Raw genomic sequence first — 25,518 nt, forward strand, 5'->3', positions numbered from 1 at the left:
CAGGCTTATGCAGGTAGCGGGCCATAGGTGCTGCGTGGGTGTTGATGACTCGTGTGTCTGCTGGCCGGGGCGTTCCCTTGGTAACAGGCATTTGCTGGCAGAAACAGGCGTACATTCGCAGGGGGTCTGTCGCTCAAAACATAGCTTTCGCGAACAAGTTCGCTCCCACAAAAGCTGTGCGAATTTCCCAGAAAAACGTCCGTAGCCTCACGTTTTTGGTGCGCAAGAGACCCGTTCGCGCCAAAGCGGCGCATGCCGGTTTGTTCGTGCAATTAATGCAGGGATGCTCTGCCACACGGTTTCAAAACCCGTGCAAACTGCCGTTTCGGCACTTGGCATTGCCCTTGCTATGTTCCCCCTGAGACATCGCGCCAGCTGTCTGCCCTACGCCCCCTTGGCAAGTAGGGAGACACCTCGCGTACGACTGGATCGGACACAGTTTGTCCCGCCAGATTCGGCACAGAAGCCTGACATCCCGCCCATTGATTTGGCCGGGATGTCGGGCTTTTTTTATTCCTGGGAGAAAAGTGAATGCACAACGACAAACGCCGTTTGATCAAGCATGCTCTGTTGCTGGGTGCGATCAGCCTGCTGCCGTTTTCCCTGATCGGTCAGGCGCAGGCGGACGAGACTGTGAAAGTCGGCATCATCCACTCGCTGACCGGCACCATGGCCATCAGTGAGGCCTCGGTGGTCGACGCCGAAAAGCTCGCCATCGAAGAGATCAACGCCAGTGGCGGCGTGATGGGCAAAACCATCGAACCGATCGTTGAAGATGGTGCCAGCGACTGGCCAACCTTTGCCGAGAAAGCCCGCAAGCTGCTGGAAAACGACCACGTTGCGGTAACCTTTGGCGCGTTCACCTCGGCGTCGCGCAAAGCGGTGCTGCCGGTCTTCGAGCGCAACAAGGGCCTGCTCTACTACCCGACCTTCTATGAAGGGCTGGAAAAATCCCCGGCCATTATCTACACCGGCGCCGAGGCCTCGCAGCAGACCCTGGCAGCCGTCACCTGGCTGATGGCCAACAAGGGCAAAAGCGTCTATCTGGTCGGCTCCGACTACATCTGGCCACGCACTACCAACAAACTGGCGCGGGCATCGGTCACCAAACAGGGCGGCTCCATCGTCGGCGAAGACTACCTGCCGCTGGGCGCTATCGAATTTTCCTCGGTGATCAACAAGATCAAGGTGGCCAAGCCGGACATCGTGCTGTCGACCATCGTCGGCGGCTCGAACGTGGCGTTTTACAAACAGCTCAAGGCTGCCGGTATCGACAGCAGCAACCAGACGCTGATGGGCCTTGCGATCACTGAAGAGGAAGTCACCGGCATCGGCGCGGAAAACCTCGTCGGTTTCCTGACCTGCATGAGCTACTTCCAGAGCCTGAAAAACCCGGTCAACGAGAAGTTCGTCCAGGCGTTCAAAACACGCTATGGGCAGCAGCGCGTCGTCGGTGACCCGATGGCTGCGGCGTATACCGCGGTGTACCTGTGGAAAAAGGCCGTCGAGAAAGCCGGTAGCTTCGACGTGCCGAAAGTAATCGCCGCCTCCTCGGAACTGACCCTCGATGCGCCCGAAGGCGAGATCAAGGTGCACAAGGACAACCACCACCTGTGGAAACGTGCACGCATCGGCACGCTCAACGCGCAGGGCCAGGTGGACGTGATCTATGAGTCCGCACCGATCGAGCCCAACCCGTTTCCGAAACTCTGATACCGGGCCGGGCGCGATCCGCTTCACGCCCGCTTTCGTCAATGTGCAGCAACAGGTAGCGACGGCATGACTCTCGATACGCTGGTAATGCAAGTCTTCAGCGGGTTCTCGCTGTTTTCCGTGCTGGTGCTGATGGCACTCGGGCTGACCATCGTGTTCGGCCTGATGGGCGTGATCAACATGGCCCACGGTGAACTGATGGCGATGGGCTCATACATGACCTACGTCACCTCCGTGGTGTTTCAGCGCTACTTCCCAGAGTTCATGGGCTGGTATTTCATCATCGGCATCGGAATGGCCTTTGTGGTGACCTTCGCCTTCGGTCTACTGCTGGAACGCTGCTTTATCCGCTTCATGTACAACCGGCCACTGGACACATTGCTGGCAACCTGGGGACTGTCGCTGGTGCTGCAGCAACTGTTCCGTCAGGTGTTCGGCCCCAAGGAAGTCAGCGTACCTACCGTGCAATGGCTGCAGGGTGCGTGGAAAATCAGCGAAGGGCTGGAGTTGCCGCTCAACCGCATTTTCATCATCGGCCTGACGTTCGTGATTGCCGCAGCGGTATTTCTGTTCCTCTACCGCAGCCGCTGGGGCCTGCGCATTCGTGCAGTGACCCAGAACCGCGCGATGGCCGGAGCGGCCGGAATCAACACTGCGCGGGTCGATTCGGTGACGTTTGCGCTGGGCTGCGGCCTGGCGGGAATTGCCGGGAGTTCATTCACCATGCTCGCCTCCACCGGCCCGGTGAGTGGCCAGCAGTATCTGGTGGATACCTTCATCGTGGTGGTGTTCGGCGGCGTCGAAAGCCTGCTCGGCACCTTTCTCTCGGCGTTCGCCATCGGCCAGACGCAGATCTCGCTGGAATACCTCACCACCGGCTCCATGGCCAAGGCGATCACCCTGCTGGTGGTCATCGTGCTGCTGTTTTTCCGCCCCAACGGCCTGTTCGCCACGAAAGTGAGACGTTGAGATGAACAACATGACTGAAAAGCCACTGGCCGGGACGCCGGTCAAAGCAGCCCGACCAGACTGGCTGAGTGGTGGCTGGTTGTCGCTGATCGAGCGTTACAGCCTGATCTGGCTATCACTGCTGTTGTTGGTGGTATTGCCGCTACTGCTGGGCGATTTCCGTCTGGGGCTGGCGGGCAAATACCTGAGCCTGGCGTTCTGCGCCGTGGGCATGGTGATGATCTGGGGCTACGGCGGCATTCTCAGCCTCGGCCAGGGGATCTTCTTCGGCCTGGGCAGTTACATGATGGCGATGTACCTGAAACTGGAAGCCACTGCCACGGACGAAGCCGCCAGCGCCCTCGCCGCTTTCTACGGCTCGGCGCTGCCGGACTTCATGATCTGGAACAGCGTCGAAGCCCTGCCCTGGTGGTGGAAACCGTTCGAATCAGCCACCTTCACCCTCGCAGCGATCCTGATCCTGCCTGCGCTGCTGGCGTTTCTGTTCAGCTATGCCTATTTCAAGAAGCGCGTCGGTGGCGTGTACTTCTCGATCATTACCCTGTCACTGGCCTCGATCATGTCGATCATGATCATCGGCCAGCAGGGCTACACCGGCGGTGTCAACGGTCTGACCGACTTCAAGACCGCCTTCGGCATGAGCCTGCAAGCCCCTCAGACGCCCTGGATTCTCTACCTGATCACCACGCTGTTGCTGCTGGCCAGTGTGGCAATGTGCGGTTTCATTCTGCGCAGCCGCCTGGGCAAGGTCGTCGTGGCGATCCGTGACCGCGAAGACCGGGTGCGTTTTTCCGGCTACAACACTGCGTTGTTCAAGGCCTTCATCTTTGCCGTGGCGGCCCTTATTTCAGCGCTGGGCGGCGTGATGTTCACCCTGCAGGTTGGGCTGGCGTCGCCATCGCTGGTGGGCATCATTCCGTCCACGGAAATAGTGATCTATGCCGCGCTGGGCGGTCGCCTTTCACTGGTCGGCGCGGTATACGGAACGCTGCTGATCGGTGCAGCCAAGACTTACCTGTCGGAGAACTTCGTCAGCTTCTGGCAATACTTCATCGGCTTTCTGTTCATGGCGGTGGTGCTGTTCCTGCCGACCGGCCTCGCCGGGCTGTTGCAACGCCTGAGCAACAAGGAGGCGCAGTCATGAGCGCAATGTTACTGAGTGTCGAAGACCTGACCGTGTCGTTCGATGGCTTCAAGGCGGTCGATAACCTCAACTTCTATGTCGAGGAAAATCAGGTGCATGTGGTGATCGGCCCCAACGGCGCGGGCAAGACCACCCTGCTCGACATGATCTGCGGCAAGACCCGCCCGAGCGCAGGCAGCATCCGCTTCAAGGACCTGCAACTGGCGAACATGATCGAGTACCAGATCACTCGCGCAGGCGTGGGCCGCAAGTTTCAGAACCCGTCGGTGTACGAAGACCTCACCGTGCGCGAAAACCTCGACATTTCCTCGCCGGACAAGCGCGGCATCTTCAACTGCCTGTTCGCTGGAAGGAATGCAGCGCTGAGCGCCGAAATCGAACAGACCGCCGAGATGATCTTTCTCAAGGACCAACTGGGGCGCAAGGCCGGGTTGCTGTCTCACGGCCAGAAGCAGTGGCTGGAGATCGGCATGTTGTTGATGCAGCGCCCGGAACTGCTCCTGCTCGATGAGCCCGTGGCCGGCATGAGCGCTGGCGAGCGGGAGAAAACCGCTGGCCTGCTCAAGCTCATCGCCAAGGGCCGGGCAATGGTCATCATCGAGCACGACATGGAGTTCGTGAAATCGGTGGCCGACAAGGTCACCGTCCTGCATCAGGGCAAGACCCTGGCCTACGGCTCGATGGATCAGGTACAGAACGATCCTCGCGTCATCGACGTCTACCTGGGGCACTGAACATGCTGAATGTCTCTCACCTCAATGTGTATTACGGCGACAGCCATGTGCTGCGCGACCTTAGCCTGGAGCTTGCACCGAGCGAGTCGCTGGCGATCATGGGCCGTAACGGCATGGGCAAGACCACGCTGCTGAGAAGCCTGGTGGGCATGCTGCCGACCCGCAGCGGCAGCATCACCCTGGCCGGGCAGGAACTGACTGGCAGCAAGAGCTATGAGCGGGTTGCAGCCGGGGTCGGTTTCGTGCCGCAGGGGCGGATGATCTTCCCCTACCTGAGCGTCGAGGAAAATATCCTCAGCGGCATGCAGGGCGCGCCCGCTACGCCGATCCCCGACTACGTCTACGAATACTTTCCGGTGCTGTTCGAGATGCGTCGGCGCAAGGGCGGCAACCTCTCTGGCGGCCAGCAGCAACAGCTGGCCATCGCGCGGGCATTGGTCTCCAATCCCAAGGTGTTGATCCTCGATGAACCCACCGAAGGCATCCAGCCCTCGATCATCAAGGACATCGCCAAGGCACTCAATCTGCTGAAAAAGGAGCGCGGATTTTCGCTGATTGTTTCCGAGCAGGTGCTGTCGTTCGCCATGGCCGTGGCTGACCGCTATCTGATCATCGAGAAAGGCGAATTCGTTCATAGCGAAGTCCGCGAAACCGTCGACCGCGAGCGCATCCTGCGCTACCTGACCATCTGAACAGAGCACAGGAGCCATCGCCATGCTGATACTCGACCGCATTCTGGGCCAGGCCAGCGATCCTGCCCTTGCCGACCGCCTGCATGACCTGAGCCACGCCGGCCAGGTCGAAACCCTGAGCCTGTCCGGCAGTGACATTCAGCGCCATCGCCTGCGCCTGGCCAGTGATCGGGGCACCGACTGCGCCATTCGCCTTGAGCGTCACCAGCAGCTGCGCAACGGCTCGGTGCTGATGCTCGACAGTCAACGCGCCATCGTCGTGCAGATGCAGGATCAGGAATACCTCGAACTATTGCCAAGGGACGCAGCGGCGGCGCTTGAGCTGGGTTATTTCGCCGGCAACATGCATTGGGCAGTGCGCTTTGCCGGTGACATCCTGCAAATACCGCTCAATGGCCCGCAAGCCGACTACCTTGAACGTCTGGCCCCCATGCTTGCGGACGGCCGGGTGCGATGCGCATGAACGCCATGAGCAGCCTGCTGCTGGCCCTGCAACAGGCCGACAGCTTCTTTCCCGGTGGCGCGGTGGCATGGTCGTGGGGCCTAGAAACCCTGCTGGCTGACGGGTATCTCGGCAATGGCGAAGTTGTCGCGCCGCGCCGCCGACAGCGAACCGTTCGCCTTAACCGCAGTGCCGAGGTGCACGGCTTTGTCGAAGGCCAGTTGCGCCACCGCTGGAACAGTTTTGACCGGGTATTTCTACTTGCTGCATGGCGCACGGCCGATGACCAGACTGCGTTGATAGCCATGGACGCGCAGATCGAAGCCTTGACCCTCGCCGAGGAACTGCGTCAGGGCTCACGGCGTGTAGGCCAGGCATTGCTGGCCGTGCACGTCGCGTTGGGCACGCAGGATGCGGCGGCTTATCAACAGCAGGTTCTGGCGGGTCACGCGCAGGGGCATTTGCCGGTTGTACAGGGCTTGCTCTGGAACCGTCTGGGCATGCAGCGCGATCACTGCCAGCTGGCGGCGGCGCACGGCTTGTGTACCGGGCTGGTCAGCGCCGCCGTGCGCCTGGGGGTCATTGGCCATATCGATGGGCAACGGGTACTGACCGATATCCAGCCGCTGATCACCGACCTGCTCGCAATGGAGCCGCCTGCCCCGGACGACGCCTGTGGTTTCACGCCCATGGCCGAAATCGCCGTGATGCGCCACGAAACCCAGGACCTGCGCCTGTTTGCCAATTGAGCCAGCCACCCTACCGGGAGCCCTGTCATGCTGCTGACCCCCACCGAGCTTGAACGACTGACGCTATACACCGCCGCCGAACTGTCACGCAAACGCCGCAGCAAGGGCCTGCGCCTGAATTTTCCGGAAGCCTCGGCCCTGATTGCCGACGAGATTCTTGAAGGCGCACGCGAAGGCCGAAGTGTTGCCGAGCTGATCGGGTTCGGCTCGACCATTCTCAATACCGATGATGTGATGCCAGGCGTCGCCGACCTGCTGCCCGTGCTGCAAGTGGAAGGCACCTTCCCGGACGGCACCAAGCTGGTCACCGTGCACCAGCCCATCAGGCCGGGCAAACTGCCGCTTACGCTCATGCCGACACCTGGCGAGATACTCTCGCCGGACAGCGACATCCAGCTCAATAGCGGCCGACCGACCGCGACCCTGCGCGCGATCAATACGGGTGACAGGCCGGTGCAGATCGGCAGTCACTACCATTTCTTCGAGGTCAACAAAGCGCTGGATTTTCCGCGCGAAACGGCCTTCGGCATGCACCTGGACATTCCCGCAGGCACGGCGGTGCGTTTCGAACCGGGCGAGCTGCGCGAAGTGCAACTGGTGCAGTTCGGCGGTACTGGTGACATTCACGGCTTCAGCGGCCTGACCAATGGCAACCTGCACGACCCGGCCTGCAAACAGACAGCGCTGGAGCGTGCCCGCGCCCAACATTTCAAGGGAGCCTGAAGCATGGCGACGATGACCCGCAAGGAATACGCGGCCATGTACGGCCCCACTACAGGCGATGCAGTGCGCCTGGGCGACACCTCGTTGCTGGCTGAAGTCGAATTCGACTACTCGGTGCCCGGCGACGAGTGCCTGCACGGCGGCGGCAAGACCCTGCGCGACGGCATGGGCCTGATGCCCGGTCATGACAGCGCCGACGGTGCCCTGGACATGCTGATCTGCAACGCGCTGATCATCGACCCGGTGATCGGTATCGTCAAAGGCGACATCGGCATCAAGGACGGCAAGATCGTCGCGATTGGCAAGGCAGGCAATCCGCAGATCATGGACGGCGTACACCCACAACTGATCTGCGGCGTCGCTACTACCGTGCGCGATGCCGAGGGCCTGATCGTTACCCCCGGCGGTATCGACGTGCATGTGCATTTCGACTCGGCGCAACTCTGCGACCACGCGCTGGCGGCGGGCCTGACTACCCTGATCGGCGGTTCACTGGGACCGATCACGGTCGGCATCGACTGTGGCGGGGAATGGAATGTCGGCAAGATGTTACAGGCCGCCGAAGCATGGCCGATCAACTTCGGCTTTCTGGGGCGCGGTAATTCAAGCAAGCCCGAGTCGCTGCTCGGGCAACTGCGCGGTGGCTGTCTGGGGTTGAAGATCCATGAAGACTGGGGTGCCATGCCTGCGGTGATCGACACCTGCCTGAAGGTCGCCGACGAATACGATTTTCAGGTCCAGTTGCACACCGACACGCTGAATGAATCCGGGTTTCTCGAAGACACACTGGCGGCCATCGGCGACCGCACCATCCACATGTACCACACAGAAGGCGCAGGCGGCGGACACGCCCCGGACATCATCAGTGTGGCGGGTAAAAGCAACTGCATACCCTCCTCCACCAACCCGACCAACCCTTACACGGTGAACACGTTCGACGAACACCTGGACATGATCATGGTCTGCCACCATCTCAATCCGGACGTACCGGAAGACGTGGCATTCGCCGAATCGCGGGTACGGCCACAAACCATCGCCGCTGAAGACATTCTTCACGACACTGGCGCCATTTCGATTCTCGGCTCTGACAGCCAGGGCATGGGGCGCATCAACGAGGTGATCTGCCGCACCTGGCAACTGGCGTCGAAAATGAAAGACCAACGCGGCCGCCTGCCGGAAGAAACCACAGCACTGGGCGACAACGAGCGAATCAAACGCTACATCGCCAAATACACCATCAACGCCGCGCGGGTATTCGGCATCGACAGCTACATCGGCTCTCTGGAGCCCGGCAAGCTGGCCGACCTGGTGCTCTGGCGGCCGGCCTTCTTCGGCATCAAGCCGGAGCTGGTGGTCAAGGGCGGCTTCATCGTGCACGCCGTGATGGGTGATTCCGCCGCCTCGCTGTACACCTGCGAGCCCTTGGTGATGCGTCCGCAATGGGGGACATTTGGCGAGGCGAAACAGGCGCTGTCGGTCAACTTCGTCAACCGCCTCGCCGTCGAGGCCGACACCGCTACACGGCTGGGGCTCAAGAAGCAACTGCTGCCCGCGTTCGGCACGCGCACCCTGCGCAAGTCCGACATGTTGCACAACGATGCCTGCCCGGACATCCGCGTCGACCCACAGACCTTCGACGTGTATGCCGACGGCGAGCGTCTTTACTGCGAACCGGTCAGCGAAGTGCCCCTCGCGCAGCGCTACATGCTGCGCTGAACCTCGACCACACAGGAAACCCGACGATGAGCCTGCCCTTGAATGCACCCGCCACGCACACCAATGTCCAGCCTCACCCCGGCGCTGCGCGCGTCGGAATCGGCGGCCCGGTAGGCTCGGGCAAAACCCGTTTGCTGGAACAACTGATTCCACGTTTTATCGCGCGTGGCATCGAGCTTGCGATCATCACCAATGACCTGGCCACTCGCGAGGATGCCGAGCGCGTGCAGCGCAGTGGCCTTATCGACCCGCAACGGGTGCGCGCAGTGGAAACCGGTGCCTGTCCGCACACCGCCATTCGCGAAGACCCAACCCTCAACCTGCAAATGGCTGACGAGCTGGAAGCACGTTTCGGCAATCTCGACCTGGTGCTGATCGAGTCAGGCGGCGACAACCTGGCCTCGACCTTTTCGCTGGACCTGGTGGACTACTGGATCTTCGTCATCGACGTCGCGGGCGGTGACGACATACCGCGCAAACGTGGCCCCGGCGTATTGAGCTGTGACCTGCTGGTGGTCAACAAATATGACCTGGCGCCTTATGTGGGCGTTGATCTGCCACGCATGCGGCGCGAATCGGCGGACGCGCGAAATGGCCGGCCCGTTCTGTTTACCAACTGCGGCACCGGTGAAGGTGTCGACGCAGTGGTTGACGCGATAAGCCGCGCCGTATTGTTCGACCGCCCATGAACGCCCATCAAACGTTACTGCCCGTCCAGGCCAAAACCACGGCGCATATTGCCTTCAGCAAAGCGCCTTCGGGGGCCAGTTATGTATCCCGTCAGGAAGTCGGCTACCCCTTCCACCTGGGGCGCACCCTGACACTGCCGCAAGACCCGCCCGGCATGGCGGCGATTTATCTGCAGTCCTGCTCGGGCGGCCTGTTTGCCGGGGAAACGCTGCACCTGCAACTGCACGCAGGGCCAGGCACACAGGTGCACGTCAGCACCGGCGCTGCGACGGTCGCGCACAGCATGCTGGAACGGTCCGCACGGCAGACCGTCATGCTGGTCGCCGAACCTGGCGCGCTGCTGGAGTACCTGCCGATGGCCACCATTTTGTTTCCGCAGACGCAGCTGCACAGCATGGTAAATGTGACCTTGCACCCCGATGCGCGGGTCACGTTGTGCGACGCTTTCTGCCTGCACACGCCCCAAGGCAGCGAGGGCTTACCCGGCTTCTACCGCGCCGATCTGCAGATCTACTGCCCGGCCGGAAAACTGCTCGCCGGTGATCGGCTGGCGTTGACCGGCGAAGACCTGCAACGGCGTTTGCCAGGCGTAAGCGCTGAGCTACAGGCCTTGGCGACCTTCATGCTGGTAGGACAGGGTTTACCTGTAGAGGATGTGAAACGGGCCTTGCGCGACGCATTGCGCGTCGTCCCAGAGAGCTATCTGGGCGTCAGCGCGCTGCCGAATGATTGCGGCGTATCTGTGCGCATTATGACCGCCGATGCCGTGGCATTGCGCAGCGCCCTGCACCTGGCCTGGGCGTGCGCTCGCCAGCAACTGACCGGCATTGCGCCGCGGGTGCGGCGCAAGTGAAACAGCGCGGGTTCGATCGTGGCACCGGGGCTGATGCAGAGTGATGCAGCCCCGGTCGTCACACTGGCTCAGCGATAACGCTCAAGCCAGTGAGCGTAAGGCGCAGGCAGGGTCCAGGCCGATTTTTCGACACCCAGCTCTTTCGCTGCGAAGTACGCCCAGTGCGGGTCGGCCAGATGCGCACGGCCTATCGAAACCAGGTCAAGCTGACCGGATTTAACCGCGTCCTCCGCCAGTTTCGGCTCGCCAAAACCCCAGGCGCTGGTCACCGGAATATCCGCTTCACGGCGCACACGCTCGGCAATCGGCCCCATGAACGCAGGCCCCCACGGAATGTTGGCGTCTGGCGTGCTGAAACCGACGCTGACACTCAACAGGTCCAGGCCACCGGCCTTGAAGCGACGTGCCAGTTCGATCGATTCGGTGAGGGTCTGTTCGTCACGACCGTCGTACTCAAGTACGCCAAAGCGTGCTGTCAATGGCAGGTTTTCCGGCCAGACTTCACGCACCGCTGCCAGCGTTTCAAGCAGGAAACGGCTGCGGTTATCGAAGCTGCCGCCGTATGCATCGGTGCGCTGGTTGGAGTGCTCGGAGAAGAAGCTCTGCCCCAGATAACCGTGGGCAAAGTGCAGTTCGATCCACTCAAAGCCCGCATCACGAGCACGACGGGCGGCATCGACGAAGTTCTGACGAACGCGGGCGATGTCTTCCAGGGTCATGGCGCGCGGGACTTTTGGCAAGTTGGCACCGAACGCAATGGCGGAAGGCGCGATGGTGTCCCAACCGCGCGAATCGGAAGCGACAATGTGGTCGTCGCCTTCCCATGGACGATTGGCACTGGCCTTGCGTCCTGCGTGGGCGATCTGGATGCCCGGCACGCAACCTGCGTCCTTGATGGCTTTGACGATCGGCACAAACGCCTGCGCCTGCTCATCGTTCCAGATACCGGTGCAACCGGGGGTGATGCGCCCTTCCGGTGCAACCGCGGTGGCCTCAACCACCAGCAAACCTGCACCGCCACGCGCCATGCTTGCGAGGTGAACGTGGTGCCAGTCATTGACTACCCCGTCGATTGCCGAGTATTGGCACATCGGAGGAATGGCGATTCGGTTACGCAGCGTCACGTCTTTCAGTTTGAAGGGTTCGAACAATGCAGACATTGAAAAGCTCCCGTAGGCCAGATGACTTTTGATTTCAGTTGTTCGATGGTAATCGAACTATGGCAATCAACGGAAGCCTTGATATCATTCGCACCATGCGAACCTTCCAACACCCTGATCCAGAAGACCTCACCCTCGAACGCGTGCTCTACGCCTTGAGCGACCCGGTGCGCATGGAAATTGTGCGCTACCTTGCGGGTGTCGCCGAAGCCACCTGCGGTGAGCTGGACGGTGGCCGGCCGAAATCCAGCATGTCCCACCACTTTCGTGTTTTAAGGGATGCAGGGCTTGTGCAGACGCGAAACATCGGCACCACGCATATGAATTCGTTGCGCACGCAGGTGCTGGAGAGCCGCTTTCCGGGGTTGCTGGGAAGTATTCTGGCGCAGCGGTAAAGCAGCAAGGCGTCATTCCTGAGCACACCTGTGCTGCCACTTCATTACATGAATGCGAAAACGCCCGGTATCAGTCAAGTGCCTGATACCGGGCGTTTCTTTGCTGCTGCGAATCTATTTACCGACTCGCTTGTCAGGCCGTCTTAAAGCTTAAATTTCCCCACTTCCTGTTGCAGACTGGTGGCCAGGTTTTTCAGCCCGCCGCTGGTCTTGAGCAGTTCCTGAACCGACATGTTGTTCTGTTCGGCCATTTGCGCAGAACGCTCGACATTACGTGCCACATCCTGGCTGGCTGCGGTTTGCTCACGCAGTGCAAAGGATATCTGATCGACCACTTGCAGAACCTTGCCCGAACTGTCGCGAATCTCGATGATAGCCTGACCGGCCGTGCCAGCCATCTCCACACCCTGATTCACTTCCTGAACACCGCTGCGCATGCTCTCGACCGTTTCGCGTACGCCTGCCTGAATTTTCTCGATCATTCCGGCAATTTCCTTGGTGGACTTGCCAGTGTTCTGCGCCAGCAGGCGCACTTCATCGGCAACCACTGCGAAGCCGCGACCCTGCTCACCGGCACGAGCCGCTTCGATAGCCGCGTTGAGCGCCAGCAGGTTGGTCTGGTCGGCAATGCCTTGAATCACGCTGATGATCGATGAAATGTGCTCGGAGTGCTGACCCAGGCCTGCGACCTGTGTTGACGACAGCTGCACGGTCTTGGCAATGCCGTTCATGCTGGACAGCGTATTTTCGATGACCTGCGCACCATCCTTTGACTGCTGACCCGAACGACTGGCGAGTTGATGCGCCTCATCGGCATTTTCGGAAACGTGGTGGATGCTGACGGTCAGCTCTTCAATGGTGGCCGCCATCATCGACGCAGACGTCGACTGTTCCTGAATTGCACCGGAAAGCTGCTCGGAAGCACCGGAGATCTGTTGCACGGCGATTACCAGTTGATTGGCTGCCTGGCTGATCTGTTGAATCATCTCACGCAGGCGGTTTTGCATGCGATCGAACGCTTTCGGCAGTTCGTCGTGGCTGCTGGTGTCGATTACCGTGTCCAGCTTGCCATTGGCAATTGCCGTTGCAGCATCGATGGCCAGTTGCAGGCGTGCTGTAGTGCTGCGCCCCAATGCGGTGGCCAGGATAGCCGAGAGCAGCGCTGCCGCAAGGCCGCCACACATCAGAATCATGATAGCGAAATGCTTTGCGTCCAGCATATTCTGGGTTCTTTGCACCAGAAGCTTATTCTCGGTGGCGCTGATTTCAGCCAACACCGCGCGCATACTGTCCATCTTGGCCTTATCGGCACCGGAGGTGATGCGATTGTCCAGCTCGTCATCGGACATGTTGCGGGCGGTCAGGTCACGGCGCAGAGCGATGATCGGATGGATATCTTCATCGAGCCAGCGCTTCTGAATTTCACCCAGCGAGGCCAGACGACGCTGTTGCTCCGGGTTATCGGCGGTCAGGCGCTTGAGCGAATCGAGTTCGTCGGTAAAGCGCTTTTCACCTGCTACCTGCGGCTCGAGGAACGCATCTTTCGAGGAGATGACGAAGCCTCGCATACCCGTTTCGATGTTAATCAGTTGCTCAAGAGCCAGTTGTGCATCACTGAGTACCTGGTAGGTATGGACGTTGCTATTGGTAGCGTCCTCAACCTGCTCGAAGCCTCTGTAGGCACTGAACACCAGCACGGCGATTAGAACGACTATAGCAACGAAGCTGAAGTACAGCTTTTGCGAGATGCTGAGCTTGCTGAACATGATGTTAATCCTTAGCCGTGCCTGTCCGTGGCAGGGTGATGAGCTACCTAGTCGACAGAGGTAATGGAACTATTCTGCGCGAGTGATGTCGTTTCGACATCCGTATTGTCGCCCGTGCTTTCCGTAACTTTAGGGTCCGGCTTTAAACACACTGCATGAATGGCATGCTGCTTTAGTCAACCCGATGATAAGGCTAAAGAAATTAATTTAAATGACGACCAACATTCAAATTAACCACCCATAAATCGCTAACATATTGACGTTAGAAAAACGTCATTAAGTTTCTATATAAGTTTGGACATGCGTGGTGCAATGACTCTTTTGCGCCTTTTGAGCGGAGAGTACCGGTAAGGTAAGTACACCGTTAGTTCGGAAAAGTCATACTAATCGCTCAACATGCGAGCCGCCGCAGCGCTTCCTTCCATTCCAGGTACAAGCCCTGCAGATTCCTGCCGGGAACGGGGTCAAAGCGTTCGCGCTGTCTTTCCAGCGCTTGCAGGTCGGCGACGTTATTCCAGAGGCCGAGGGCTTTGCCCGCCAGGTGCGCGGCACCCAGCGCCGAGACTTCTGGCGACAGGCTGCGGATCACCGGGCATTGCAACAGATCTGCCAGAAACTGCATGAGCCAGCGATTGCGGGTTGCCCCACCATCCACCCAAAGCTCTTTGAGCGGCGTGCCGATGTCAGCCTGCATCGCATCGAATACATCGCGAATCTGATAACCGATGGACTCCAGCGCAGCGCGCATGATGTGGGCGCCGGAAGCCCCCTCCGTCAGGCCGCAGATCAGCCCGCGGGCGTCAGCCTGCCAGTGCGGCGCGCCCAGTCCGGACAGCGCCGGTACAAAGTACACGCCGCCATTGTCGGCCAATTGCGTGGCCTGTTCGCTCAGGGCATCCATGGATTCTCCGGCCACCAGTCGCGCGGCCCATTGCACCGCTGCGCCGGTGTGTACGATGTTGCCTTCCATTGCGTAAGTCGATGCTGCGCCATCATGCCAGGCCAGTGTCGTCGACAGACCGTGGCTGGAGGCGATAGGCCCGGCCATTGGCGTCATCAGCGAAGAGCCGGTGCCCAGGGTCGCCTTGACCAATCCGGGGGCAAAACCGCCCTGCCCGTAAAGCGCAGCATGCGAATCGCCGATCATCGACAGAATCGGAATACCGGCGTCCAGCCCGCCGACCGCCACGGTATGAGCAAACAGACCGGCACTGGGCTGAATGCTGGCCAGTGCAGCAGCAGGGATCGAAAACAGCTCAAGCAATTGCGGATCCCAGTCACAGGTCTGCAGGTTGAACAACTGGGTGCGTGCCGCGTTGGAATAGTCAGTCGCGAAAGCTTGGCCTGCGCTGAGTTTCCAGAGCAACCAGCTGTCGATGGTCCCCAGGCAGATTTCCCCTGCTGCCGCGCGAGCGTGACCGTCGTCCAGGTGATCGAGAATCCAGCGCATTTTGCCAGCGGAGAACATCGGGTCGAGGGCCAACCCGGTTTTGCTCAGAATCATGGCTTCGTGACCCTGGGCATGCAGCTCGGTGCACAGCGGCAAGGAACGACGGCATTGCCAACTGATGCAAGGCGACAAGGGTGCCCCGCTCGTCCGGTCCCACGCCACCACCGACTCGCGCTGATTGCTGATGGCCAGTGCGCTGATCGGACGCTGCAGACCAGTCATGCAGTCTGCAATCGCCTCAAGCGTGGCTTGCCAGATCAGCAATGGGTCCTGCTCCGAATAACCGGCTTGCGGGTGGCTGATACTCAAGGGCCGTGAACCACGGGCGACGACTTGCCCCTGTTCGTTGACCAGCACGGTCTTGGCATTGCTGGTGCCTTCATCGATGGCCAGAATCAGCGGGGAGTGTTCATTCATGGTCTGGTTGCTCGACATGCAGAAATGCCTCTAACGCAAACGTGCAGCGGCCGCGACAATGCCGTCCGCATCAATGCCATGCAAGGCACGCGTCGGCTCACGGGCACCGGCTGCTGCGTACTCACCGTCACCAATGCCCAAGCGAATCAGGGTGATGCCCAGCGCGTTCTCGGCGAGCAATTCGGCCACAAGGCTGCCGAGCCCGCCGTTGATGTTATGTTCTTCGACAGTAATCACCCCGCGACTGCCGCTCAAGGCGTTGAGCAGCGCATCACGTTGCAGTGGACGAATCGAAGAAAGGTTGATGACCTGCGCGTCGAGCCCCTGCTCCGCCAACCGCGCCGCAGCGTCTACCGCTTCATGCACCACCGAACCCAGCGCGACGATGGTCAGGTCTGAACCACGGCGCAGAATATCGACTTTTCCGGGTACGAAGCGGTAGCTGGGGTCATGCAGTTCACGCAGCGGCTTGCCATCGAGGCGGACGTACACCGGGCCGTGATAACGCAGGGCGTAATAAATGATCTGCCGGCACTCCAGCGGGTCGGACGGCGCGAAAATCTGTACGTTGCCAAAGCCGCGCATGACCGAGATGTCGTCCAGGCAATGGTGGGTACTCGCCAGCGGCCCATAGCTGGTGCCCGCATTGAGCCCGAACATTTTCACATTGGCCTGGTTGTAGCAGACATCAACCTTGACCTGCTCGCAGGCCCTGGAAATCAGGAACGGCGCAGCGTTGCAGGTGGCAGCGATCTTGCCCCCCAGCGCCAGGCCCGCCGCCACACTGACCAGCGACTGCTCAGCGATGCCGACATTGATTACCCGCTCCGGAAAACGCTGCATGAAGGGGGCGATCTTGGCGGTGGACGTCGAGTCGCTGACCACTGGCACCAGGTCCAGACCTTCGTCGACGGCCGCGATAAACGCGTCCACCATCACGCTGGCAAAATGCTCACTCGACATGATTCAACTCCTCCAGTGCTGCGCTGACTTCATCACCTTTCGGCACCCGGTGGTGCCATTCGGACCGCCCTTCGATAAACGACACGCCCTTGCCTTTGATGGTATGGGCGATCAGCACCTGAGGCGCGCCTTTGCGCAGTTGCATCTGCTCCAGCGCCGTCACCAGCTGCCCGACATCGTTGCCATCACACTCGCTGACCGTGAAGCCAAACGCCGCCCATTTCTCATCCAGCGGGTCCAGCGGCATGATCTCTGCCGTGAGGCCAGCCAGTTGTAGTTTGTTCTTGTCGACGATCACAAACAGGTTGTCCAGGCCGTACTTGGCGGCTGCCATTGCCGCCTCCCAGTTCGAGCCTTCCGCCAGTTCGCCGTCGCCGGTCAGCACGTAGATTCGTTTGGTGCTTCCGGACATCTTCGCCGCCAGCGCCAGGCCTACCGCAACCGGCAGACCGTGGCCCAACGCACCGGTATTGAGCTCGATGCCCGGCGTTTTCTGCCGCACCGGGTGGCCCGGCAGACGCGAATTGAAATGCTGATACTCGGGCAGCCACGCTTCGGGGATATAACCGGCCTGGGCCAGACAGCAATACAGACCACCGACGCCATGGCCTTTGCTCTGGATGTAGATATCGCGCGCCGGGTCTTCTATGCGCTCGGGGCTGATGTCGAGAATACGGAAATACAGGGTCGCAAGAATGTCGGTTTCCGAAAGGTCGGCCCCCGTATGCCCTCCCGCAGGCGATCCGGCATTCAGGGTGATGACATTACGCCTGATCAGGCGTGCCTGTTCTTTGATCTGCTGGGCATCGTAGCGGAAGGCATTCATGGAGCGGCTCCTGTAGGGCTGGCCACGCGGCGATTCATTTGTTGTTCTGAAAAACGCTTGAATATTTATTCAGTACTGAAAATATATTTATATTTAGACGCCGATCGCCCAACAGGTCAAGCAGGCGCGCACCTGAAAAATCAAAAAACGTCGGATACATTTTTTGCCGACGACATTTGAAGCAGCTGCGCGAGGCTCTACCTTGAGGCTCACAGGGACATTTGAGGTGTATTCGCAAAGAATGAAGAAAATTAAACCGCTTGACTTTGCTCAGCCGGGGACGGAATCTGAATTAACAGTCAGGCATGCATATATATTCAGGCAGCCAGAACGAACTCCAACAACAATAAATCCGGAGACCCCTATGGACGCCAAAGCCCCTGCTCATCAGGCTGCCGCAAAACCGTCAGGTCGTGCGTGGTTGCTCAAGCTGCTGCCTGACAACATCGGTGGGCCATTGATTGGCCTGGCCCTGCTGCTGGTGGTCTTTTCCTTCAGCTCCGAATTCTTCTTCACCCTGCGCAACGGTCTGAACATCCTTGACCAGGTGACAGTGCTGGGCATTCTCGCCATCGGCATGACGGCGGTGATCGTCATCGGCGGCATCGACCTGTCTGTCGGTTCGGTGCTGGCGTTTTCGATGATGATGCTGGGCTGGCTGTATCAGGACCAAGGCCTGGCGCTGGGCTTGGCGATCCCCGTAGCCATAGCGACCGGCATGCTCGCCGGGCTGGTTTCCGGATTGCTGATTACCTACGCCAGACTGCCCGCCTTTATCGCCACACTGACCATGATGTCGGTCGCCCGAGGCCTGGCAAACATTCTTACCGAAGGTCGGCAGATAGTCGGTTATCCGGAGTGGTTCACCAGCCTGGCCACCGTGCGCCATTTCGGCTTTCTGTCGGCCACAGTCGGGTTGTTTTTGGTCATGCTGGGCGTGGCCTGGGTGTTCCTGCGCTTTCGGGCCGGTGGGCGCAACCTGTACGCCATTGGCGGCAGCCCTGAAGTGGCAAGGCTTTCAGGGATCAAGGTGCGAGCCATCACTTTATGGGTGTACGCCATCAGCGGCGCGCTTGCCGGTATCGCCGCGGTGACGATGGCCGCCCGCCTCGACTCCTCGCAACCCAGCGCCGGGCTGACGCTGGAACTGGACGCCATCGCCGCAGTGGTCATCGGCGGTGCCAGCCTCAGCGGCGGTGTCGGCAGCGTCGGTGGCACGCTGGTCGGTGTACTGATCATCGGCGTGCTGCGCAACGGCCTCAACCTGCTTGGCGTTTCGCCCTTCATTCAACAGGTCGTCATCGGCGTGGTCATCGCCCTTGCCGTGACCATCGATACCTTGCGTCGCCGCTCCAACAGTGCTCACTAAGCGTTGTCGTTTTGTGCTTGACCGATGTTGACATCCCCAACAATAAAATCAGGAGTCACCGCCATGTTCATGACCAAAAAACTGCTGCTCGCCACGGCTCTGGCCGCCGCCACCCTCACCACAGCAGGCTCGACCTGGGCCAAAGAGCTGACCATCGGCCTGGCCGTAGCCAATCTGCAGGCTGACTTCTTCAACCAGATCAAACAGTCGGTCGAAGCCGAAGGCAAAGCCCGCGGGGTGAAGATCATTACCGTCGATGCGCAGGGCAATTCATCGACTCAGGTCAGCCAGATCGAGGACCTGATCACCCGCCAGATTGATGCGTTGATCTACATTCCCGCAGGTGCCACTGCCGCGGGCGTGCCAGTCAAGGCCGCCAAGGCTGCCGGGATTCCGGTAATCGCTGTGGACCGCAATGCGCCTGACGCGCCCGGCGACACGTTTATTGCCAGCGACAGCGTGGCCGGTGCGCGCACGCTTGCCGAATACGTAGGCAAGGTGACTGGCGGCAAAGGCCGCATCGCCATCCTTCAAGGGCAGTTGGGCACAACCCCGGAAAACGATCGGGCGAAAGGTTTCCAGGAAGGCTTGAAAGGCTTTCCCGGACTCAAGGTCGTTGCCGAGCAGCCTGCCGAATGGGCGCAGGACAAGGGCTTTGCAGTCGCTCAGGACCTGTTGCAGCGTGACCCGAACATCAGCGTCTTTTTCGGTCGCGCTGACGCGATGGCCCTCGGTGCTGCCCAGGCGGTAAAAGTCGCCAACCTCGGGCAACCGGTGGTCATAGTCGGTTTTGACGGCGACGTGGCAGGCCTCAAAGCGGTGGCAAGCGGCGTGCTGCAAGCAACCATGACCCAGCAGACACAAAAGATGGGGCGCATGGCCGTTGCCTCCGCACTTGACCTCAAGGCTGGCAAAGCCGTGCCCAAGGAACAGCTGCTGGAAACCGTGCTGACCACCAAAGACAACGTCGCGCCTTTCCTGCAACAGCACCCTTGAGCCACGGAGTCCGCCATGCAAGTTGCTCTGGATAACCCGACGTTCTATAACTCTGAGGTCACACCTGCGGCAGTGCTGTGCCTGCGTAACATTGGCAAGACCTACGGCCCGGTGCAGGTGCTTTCGCAGATCAATGTCGACGTGCGGCCAGGTGAAGTGCTCGCCCTGCTCGGTGAAAACGGCGCAGGCAAATCGACCTTGTCGTCGATTATCGCGGGCCTCGTGCAGCCTGAAGCGGGAGGCTCCATGAGCTGGCTCGGCGAGGATTACGCGCCAGCCTCTCCAGGGGCGGCGCTGGGCGCTGGCATCGGCCTGATTCATCAGGAGATTCGCCTGCTGGCGCAGTTGTCGATTGCCGAAAACATCTTTGTCGGGCGGCTGCCCATGCGCCACGGCAAGGTCGACCGGGACTACATGCAAGCGCAGGCACAGAAGCAGTTGGAACGCCTCGGTCTTGATGTATCCGCTTCGCGCAAGGTCGAGGGTTTAAGCGTCGCGGCACAGCAACTGGTCGAGATCGCCAAAGCCCTGACCCTTAACGCACGCCTGCTGATTCTCGACGAGCCCACCGCCGCTCTTGGCGGTGAAGAAACCGAGCTGCTGTTTCAGCAGGTCGAGCGCCTCAAGGCTGAAGGCGTGTCGTTCATCTATATCAGCCATCGCCTGGAAGAAATCGCGCGAATCGCCGACCGTATTCTGGTACTGCGCGATGGCCGCCAGATTGCGCTCCACGCCACCGCACAGGTGCCGGTGCGCGAACTGGTCGAGCAAATGGTCGGGCGCAGCCTGGAACGTATCTTCCCCGTCCTGCAAGCGCCGCAGGACAAGGTGATGCTGCAGGTCAAGGACCTCGCCTGCCGCGAGTTCGCCTTGCATGGCATCGACTTCAGCGTACGCGCCGGTGAAGTGTTCGGCATCGCTGGAGTGGTTGGTGCAGGCAGAACCGAACTGATTCGGGTGATTGCAGGCGCAGCCAGGGATATTCAGGGCCACATGCAACTGGATGGCGAAACCGTTCAACTGCACTCCCCCTCGCAAGCAATTCAGGCGGGCGTGGTGCTGGTGCCTGAAGACCGCAAGCAACAAGGCGTGGTGGTCGAGCACCGTATCGAAGACAACCTGGTCTATGGCAACACCGATCTGTTGCACAGCGGCAACTGGGTATCGCCCAAAAGCCTGCACGCGTTTGCCCGAAACGCCATTTCGCGCCTCGGCGTAAAAGGCGCGCCCGAGCAGCGAATCGACAGCCTGTCCGGCGGCAATCAGCAGAAAGTCATCATCGCCAAATGGCTGGCCCGTAACCCCAAGGTGTTCATTCTCGACGAGCCGACCCGAGGCATCGACGTCGGTGCGCGGGCGGCGATCTACGAGGTGATCGCCGAGCTGGCGGCAACCGGCATGGCCGTGATCGTGGTCAGTTCCGACCTCGACGAAGTGCTGGGTTTGTCACACCGGGTCATGGTCATGAGCCGTGGCCGGCAGATGGGCATCCTTGAACGTGGCGAAGCGACACCGGTGTCAGTCATGGAAATGGCCACCGCCTGAGAGTCAACACACTGATTACGTGGAGAACGACATGCAACTTTTTCGTCTGGATGGCCAGGTGGCCTTTGTGACCGGAGCCGGCAGCGGCATTGGCCAGGCCATTGCAGTCGGCCTTGCCGAGGCCGGCGCTGACGTGGCGTGCTTTGACTTGCCAGGCAGCGCGGGCATCGGCGACACCGTAGAACGCATCAACGCACTGGGCCGACGCGCGCTTGCCCTGCAAGGTACTGTCACCGACCGCGCGACGCTGGATACAGCCATCGCGCGTACCGAAACTGAACTGGGCGCGCTCAGCGTGGCCGTCAACTGTGCCGGGATCGCCAACGCGCAGGCCGCCGAAGACCTGGAACTGCAACGCTGGCAAACCATGCTCGACATCAACCTCACCGGCATCTTTCTCAGTTGCCAGGCCCAGGCGGCGGTCATGCTGCCACGCGGAAAAGGCGCCATCGTCAATATCGCCTCGATGTCCGGCAGTATCGTCAATCGTGGGTTGCTGCAAGCCCACTACAACGCCTCGAAAGCGGGCGTCATTCACCTCAGCAAAAGCCTGGCAATGGAATGGGCAGACAAGGGTTTACGGGTCAACTGCATCAGCCCCGGCTACACCGCCACGCCCATGAATTCACGGCCGGAAGTGGCCGAGCAAGTGAAGATATTCGAACAGACCACGCCCATGGGACGTATGGCCAGCGTGGACGAGATGGTCGGCCCGGCGGTCTTTTTGGTCAGTCAGGCCTCATCGTTCTGTACCGGCGTCGATCTGCTGGTGGACGGCGGATTTGTCTGCTGGTGAGCCAGTCCTTTCAACTACTGGAGCACGCATATGTATCAACGTTTCAGCGGAAAAACCGTGGTCATCACCGGCGCTTGCCGAGGCATCGGTGCAGGCATCGCCGAGCGCTTCGCTCAGGAAGGTGCCAATCTGGTGCTGGCCTCCAACGACCTCGAACGGGTGACGTTCACCTCTGAGCAACTGGCCAGCGAATACTCGGTCAACAGCCTGGCACTGGGCATCGACGTTACCGATGAGGCCGACATACAGCGCCTCTACCAGATCGCCAACGAGCGCTTCGGCAGCATTGATGTGTCGGTGCAAAACGCCGGCATCATCACCATCGACCATTGCGAAAGCATGCCCCGCGCAGACTTCGACAAGGTCCTGCAGGTCAACACCACCGGCGTCTGGCTCGGCTGCCGGGAAGCCGCCCGCTACATGGTCAGACAAGGCAGCGGGAGGCTGATCAACACATCCTCAGGCCAGGGCCGTCAGGGCTTCATCTACACTCCACATTACGCCGCGAGCAAAATGGGCGTGATCGGCATCACCCAAAGCCTGGCGCTGGAACTGGCACGGCACAACATCACGGTGAACGCCTTCTGCCCAGGCATCATCGAAAGCGAAATGTGGGACTACAACGACCGCGTCTGGGGTGAAATCCTCGGCACCGAAGAAAAACGCTATGCCAAGGGCGAACTGATGGCCGAGTGGGTCCGCAACATCCCCATGCGTCGCGCCGGAAAACCCTCGGACGTCGCCGGGCTGGTCGCATTCCTGGCCTCGGATGACGCCGCCTACCTGACCGGTCAGGCAATCAATATCGACGGCGGGCTGATCATGTCCTGACCGGTCAGGTAGGCACGACCCGCTGCCAGTTTGGTATCCTCGCCGCCACTTTGGATATCGCTATCATTTTTTGGGGCCTGCATGAGCCAGATCGAAGAACAACGGCTGATGAGCAAGATCGCCAGCCTCTATTATGAAGAAGGACTCAAACAGTCCGAGATTTCCACCCGCCTCGACCTGTCCCAATCCTTCATCAGCCGCGCCCTGCGCCGTGCGTTGCAGGAAGGCGTGGTGAAAATCACCGTCATGCGGCCGCAAGGCCTGCATCTGGAGCTGGAAAGCCGCTTGCAGTCCCTGTACGGCATACGTCAGGTAATCGTCGTCGAAGCCACCGAACCAGACAACGAAGAAAGCATCAAACAAGCAATCGGCTCGGCCGCCGCGCATTACCTGGAAACCAGCCTTAGCGCTCAGGACCACATCGGTATCTCCTCCTGGAGCAGCACTATCCGCGCGATGGTCAGCCACATGCACCCCCAACCGGGCAAACAAAGTGCCCAGGAAGTCGTGCAACTGCTCGGTGGCGTCGGCAACAAAGGTGCCTTTGAAGCCACCCTGCTTACCCAGCGCCTGGCCACCCTCCTCAACTGCCCCGCGTTCCTGCTGCCGTCGCAGAGCATCGAGCAATCAGTAGAAAGCAAACAGCGCATCGTCGAAATGGAAGAAGTCAAAGAAGTCCTCCAGCGCTTCGACAGCATCACCCTCGCCATCGTGGGTATTGGCGAACTCGAACCCTCACAACTGCTGCGCAACAGCGGCAACTACTACACCGAAGACATGCTACGCGTGCTCGCTGAACGGGGTGCGGTGGGTGATATTTGCCTGCGGTATTTTGATGCCCAGGGCAAACCGGTGCTGGAAGAGGATGAAGAGTTTGTGGTGTCGATGGGCTTGCCGAAGCTGCGGTCGATCAATCGCGTGCTGGGGTTGGCTGGGGGGGTGAGGAAGGTGCAGGCGATCAGAGGAGCGTTGTTGGGGGGGTATCTGGATGTGTTGATTACGGATTTGGTGACTGCGCGGGGGTTGGCGGGTTGAGCCAAAATCCCCCCTTCTCCTGCATATTATTGTAGGGCTACACATGTTAGCCCTACACACATCCTGCGGAGCAGTAATAGGCAGACCTTTAAACATTTTTTTCCCTGGCCTGCGTCTTGGGTTCTGTATGAAAAGTCGGCGCCAGCCTCACACTTCGCGCTGCACCGCCAACACTTCCGGCCGATGAGAAAACAGTTGTAGAAACGCCCCGCCCAGCGCGCAGCCCGCCATCACGAAGAAGCACACTGTATAGCCACTGAGGCTGGTCCAGCCGCCGCCCATGGAAATCAGTGTGCCCATGAGTACCGGTGCAATACCGCCGCCGATGAACATCGCCGTGGTGATGATGCCGTTGGCGGTCGACGTTGCAGAGGGTTGTGCAGAGTCGGACGCAACCGCGTAGTAGATGGGCCAGACGGCATTGGCGACCAGGCCGAAAAGCAGTTGCACGGCGATGACGATCAGGATGGTGTTGGCGAAGTAAAAGGCACCAACACTGACCGCCATCCATAGGCCGCAAATGATCAGGGTTATGCGCCGACCAATGATGTCCGACAACGAAGGCCAGATCAGTTGCCCGAGGATACCCGTCAGCGTGAACACGACGCTCATTCCTGCCGATTCGGCCAGCGACAGGTTGAGGATGTTGTACAGATAGGCTGGCAGGACAATATTCACCCCCATGTACACCACCTGCGTGAGCATGGTGTTGCCAGCTGTCAGCGCGATGTTGCGGTTACTCAGCGTGGCCTTCACTGACTTCCAGACCTGGCCTTTGACGTTGGTCGACGGCGTGCTGTCCGGCGGGGTCATGCCTTTGGCGGCAATGTCCACATACAGTTTGGTGATGCGCTCGGCCGTCGAGTAGCGCGCCCAGAAGATCATCAGCGGCAGAGCCACCACGAAGGCGAAGAAGAATACATAACGCCAGTTTTCCTCACCAAAGGTGCTGATCACGAAACTGGCGACAATGCCACTGAGCATCGCGCCGATGGGGTAACCGGTGTGGTGTGCGCCCAGAGCAAAACCGCGGCGCTCCACCGGCCACCATTCAGCCGTGTTACTGACCCCGACCGGTTCGCCCCAGCCAGCCCCCAGGTTCACACCCACCCGCAAGGCGATGAAACTCGCAAGGCTGCCACTCAACGCCTTGAAGCCTGAGAGAAAGGACAATGCGGTGTAGCCCAGTACCAATGGCACCTGAAAGCGTGCCCGCTTCCAGCCGCCGCCATAACGATCACTCCAGATGGAGCCTGGAATATCGAGAACGGCCAGAGCCAGCATGACGACGGTGGCCACCGTACCCCACTGGTCCGCAGACAATTCGAAATGTTTGGAAATCGTCGGCCCCAGGCGCAATACAATCTCGCGGTCATAGGCATTCAGAATCCAGATCATCCAGCAGACCAACAACGACACCCACGAAAACCGGTGAATCTTGCCCAGCGATGCATTCTTGTTATTTGGCATGGGAACTCTCCAGGCGTGCCAGGCACGCCCAAGCGAGAAAGGGTCAGTCGTCCTTAACGTTCAGGTTCAGTCTG

The 25,518-nt window shown here is 60.1% G+C and carries 24 protein-coding genes; 18 read left to right on the top strand and 6 right to left on the bottom strand.

All coding sequences use genetic code 11. The features are described 5' to 3' along the window. Positions 1–531: 531 nt before the first annotated feature. The 11 genes from urtA (at position 532) to RYB09_RS00825 (ending at position 10,425) form a co-directional block, all read left to right on the top strand. Positions 532–1,713: an urea ABC transporter substrate-binding protein gene (urtA, locus tag RYB09_RS00775; RefSeq protein WP_058407590.1), complete on the top strand. Its 1,182-nt coding sequence runs from the start codon at positions 532–534 to the stop codon at positions 1,711–1,713. 66 nt (positions 1,714–1,779) lie between these two features. Then, on the top strand, positions 1,780–2,682 hold the full coding sequence (urtB, locus tag RYB09_RS00780) for an urea ABC transporter permease subunit UrtB (RefSeq protein WP_058407591.1): 903 nt from the start codon (positions 1,780–1,782) through the stop codon (positions 2,680–2,682). Position 2,683: 1 nt separating this feature from the next. Beyond that, on the top strand, positions 2,684–3,826 hold the full coding sequence (urtC, locus tag RYB09_RS00785; protein ID WP_057402228.1) for an urea ABC transporter permease subunit UrtC: 1,143 nt from the start codon (positions 2,684–2,686) through the stop codon (positions 3,824–3,826). Next, positions 3,823–4,560, top strand: coding sequence for an urea ABC transporter ATP-binding protein UrtD (gene urtD, locus RYB09_RS00790; protein ID WP_005753678.1), 738 nt, complete (start codon positions 3,823–3,825; stop codon positions 4,558–4,560). The genes urtC and urtD overlap by 4 nt, the downstream gene beginning before the upstream one ends. Positions 4,561–4,562: 2 nt before the next feature. Continuing rightward, positions 4,563–5,252: an urea ABC transporter ATP-binding subunit UrtE gene (gene urtE, locus RYB09_RS00795; protein ID WP_316887132.1), complete on the top strand. Its 690-nt coding sequence runs from the start codon at positions 4,563–4,565 to the stop codon at positions 5,250–5,252. 22 nt (positions 5,253–5,274) lie between these two features. After that, positions 5,275–5,715, top strand: coding sequence for an urease accessory protein UreE (gene ureE / locus RYB09_RS00800; protein ID WP_058400222.1), 441 nt, complete (start codon positions 5,275–5,277; stop codon positions 5,713–5,715). Continuing rightward, positions 5,712–6,443, top strand: a complete 732-nt coding sequence (locus RYB09_RS00805) for an urease accessory protein UreF (protein ID WP_316887133.1) — start codon at positions 5,712–5,714, stop codon at positions 6,441–6,443. Before ureE ends, RYB09_RS00805 begins: the two co-directional genes overlap by 4 nt. Positions 6,444–6,470: 27 nt before the next feature. Then, complete coding sequence (locus RYB09_RS00810; RefSeq protein ID WP_058400221.1) at positions 6,471–7,166, top strand: urease subunit beta; 696 nt, start codon at positions 6,471–6,473, stop codon at positions 7,164–7,166. Positions 7,167–7,169: 3 nt separating this feature from the next. Then, positions 7,170–8,882 (top strand): urease subunit alpha, encoded by a 1,713-nt coding sequence (gene ureC / locus RYB09_RS00815; protein WP_316887134.1) that lies wholly within the window; start codon positions 7,170–7,172, stop codon positions 8,880–8,882. 26 nt (positions 8,883–8,908) lie between these two features. After that, entirely contained in the window at positions 8,909–9,571 is a 663-nt protein-coding gene (gene ureG, locus RYB09_RS00820) for an urease accessory protein UreG (protein ID WP_316887135.1), read from the top strand. Next, positions 9,568–10,425, top strand: coding sequence for an urease accessory protein UreD (locus tag RYB09_RS00825; RefSeq protein WP_316887136.1), 858 nt, complete (start codon positions 9,568–9,570; stop codon positions 10,423–10,425). The genes ureG and RYB09_RS00825 overlap by 4 nt, the downstream gene beginning before the upstream one ends. Before the next feature lie 68 nt (positions 10,426–10,493). Here the strand turns inward: RYB09_RS00825 and RYB09_RS00830 are convergent, their stop codons facing one another. Next, positions 10,494–11,585 carry an NADH:flavin oxidoreductase/NADH oxidase gene (locus RYB09_RS00830; RefSeq protein WP_316887137.1) on the bottom strand — a complete coding sequence of 364 codons (1,092 nt, stop codon included), beginning with the start codon at positions 11,583–11,585 and terminating at the stop codon, positions 10,494–10,496. Between the two features lie 59 nt (positions 11,586–11,644). Here RYB09_RS00830 and RYB09_RS00835 point away from each other — a divergent pair, with 59 nt between their 5' ends. Then, positions 11,645–11,980 carry an ArsR/SmtB family transcription factor gene (locus RYB09_RS00835; RefSeq protein ID WP_005779766.1) on the top strand — a complete coding sequence of 112 codons (336 nt, stop codon included), beginning with the start codon at positions 11,645–11,647 and terminating at the stop codon, positions 11,978–11,980. A 143-nt stretch (positions 11,981–12,123) separates the two neighbouring features. Here RYB09_RS00835 and RYB09_RS00840 read toward each other — a convergent pair whose 3' ends face one another. The 4 genes from RYB09_RS00840 to RYB09_RS00855 all read right to left on the bottom strand — a co-directional run bounded on the left by RYB09_RS00840 (position 12,124) and on the right by RYB09_RS00855 (position 17,402). Beyond that, a complete protein-coding gene (locus RYB09_RS00840; protein ID WP_316887138.1) occupies positions 12,124–13,746 on the bottom strand; it encodes a methyl-accepting chemotaxis protein in 1,623 nt (540 codons plus the stop codon). A 391-nt stretch (positions 13,747–14,137) separates the two neighbouring features. Continuing rightward, positions 14,138–15,613, bottom strand: a complete 1,476-nt coding sequence (locus RYB09_RS00845) for an FGGY-family carbohydrate kinase (RefSeq protein ID WP_316887463.1) — start codon at positions 15,611–15,613, stop codon at positions 14,138–14,140. Positions 15,614–15,643: 30 nt separating this feature from the next. Further along, positions 15,644–16,576 carry a transketolase family protein gene (locus RYB09_RS00850; protein WP_058400216.1) on the bottom strand — a complete coding sequence of 311 codons (933 nt, stop codon included), beginning with the start codon at positions 16,574–16,576 and terminating at the stop codon, positions 15,644–15,646. After that, complete coding sequence (locus RYB09_RS00855) at positions 16,566–17,402, bottom strand: transketolase (RefSeq protein WP_005753658.1); 837 nt, start codon at positions 17,400–17,402, stop codon at positions 16,566–16,568. Before RYB09_RS00855 ends, RYB09_RS00850 begins: the two co-directional genes overlap by 11 nt. 364 nt (positions 17,403–17,766) lie before the next feature. Between RYB09_RS00855 and RYB09_RS00860 the strand changes: the two genes are divergently transcribed. The 6 genes from RYB09_RS00860 to RYB09_RS00885 all read left to right on the top strand — a co-directional run bounded on the left by RYB09_RS00860 (position 17,767) and on the right by RYB09_RS00885 (position 23,974). Further along, positions 17,767–18,771, top strand: coding sequence for an ABC transporter permease (locus RYB09_RS00860; RefSeq protein ID WP_054070966.1), 1,005 nt, complete (start codon positions 17,767–17,769; stop codon positions 18,769–18,771). A 63-nt stretch (positions 18,772–18,834) separates the two neighbouring features. Continuing rightward, complete coding sequence (locus tag RYB09_RS00865) at positions 18,835–19,767, top strand: sugar ABC transporter substrate-binding protein (RefSeq protein WP_005779773.1); 933 nt, start codon at positions 18,835–18,837, stop codon at positions 19,765–19,767. Positions 19,768–19,782: 15 nt separating this feature from the next. Beyond that, positions 19,783–21,312: a sugar ABC transporter ATP-binding protein gene (locus RYB09_RS00870; RefSeq protein ID WP_316887139.1), complete on the top strand. Its 1,530-nt coding sequence runs from the start codon at positions 19,783–19,785 to the stop codon at positions 21,310–21,312. Positions 21,313–21,343: 31 nt separating this feature from the next. Continuing rightward, positions 21,344–22,108, top strand: coding sequence for an SDR family oxidoreductase (locus RYB09_RS00875; protein WP_058400215.1), 765 nt, complete (start codon positions 21,344–21,346; stop codon positions 22,106–22,108). 30 nt (positions 22,109–22,138) lie between these two features. Then, the gene (locus tag RYB09_RS00880; protein WP_058400214.1) at positions 22,139–22,939 is read left to right on the top strand and encodes an SDR family oxidoreductase; all 801 of its coding nucleotides are present in this window, start codon (positions 22,139–22,141) and stop codon (positions 22,937–22,939) included. Positions 22,940–23,020: 81 nt separating this feature from the next. Then, entirely contained in the window at positions 23,021–23,974 is a 954-nt protein-coding gene (locus tag RYB09_RS00885; RefSeq protein WP_316884588.1) for a sugar-binding transcriptional regulator, read from the top strand. 147 nt (positions 23,975–24,121) lie between these two features. Here RYB09_RS00885 and RYB09_RS00890 read toward each other — a convergent pair whose 3' ends face one another. After that, positions 24,122–25,444: an MFS transporter gene (locus RYB09_RS00890; protein ID WP_316887140.1), complete on the bottom strand. Its 1,323-nt coding sequence runs from the start codon at positions 25,442–25,444 to the stop codon at positions 24,122–24,124. Between the last annotated feature and the right edge of the window lie 74 nt (positions 25,445–25,518).

The sequence above is a fragment of the Pseudomonas syringae group sp. J254-4 genome (assembly GCF_032586855.1).
GTDB lineage: Bacteria > Pseudomonadota > Gammaproteobacteria > Pseudomonadales > Pseudomonadaceae > Aquipseudomonas > Aquipseudomonas amygdali.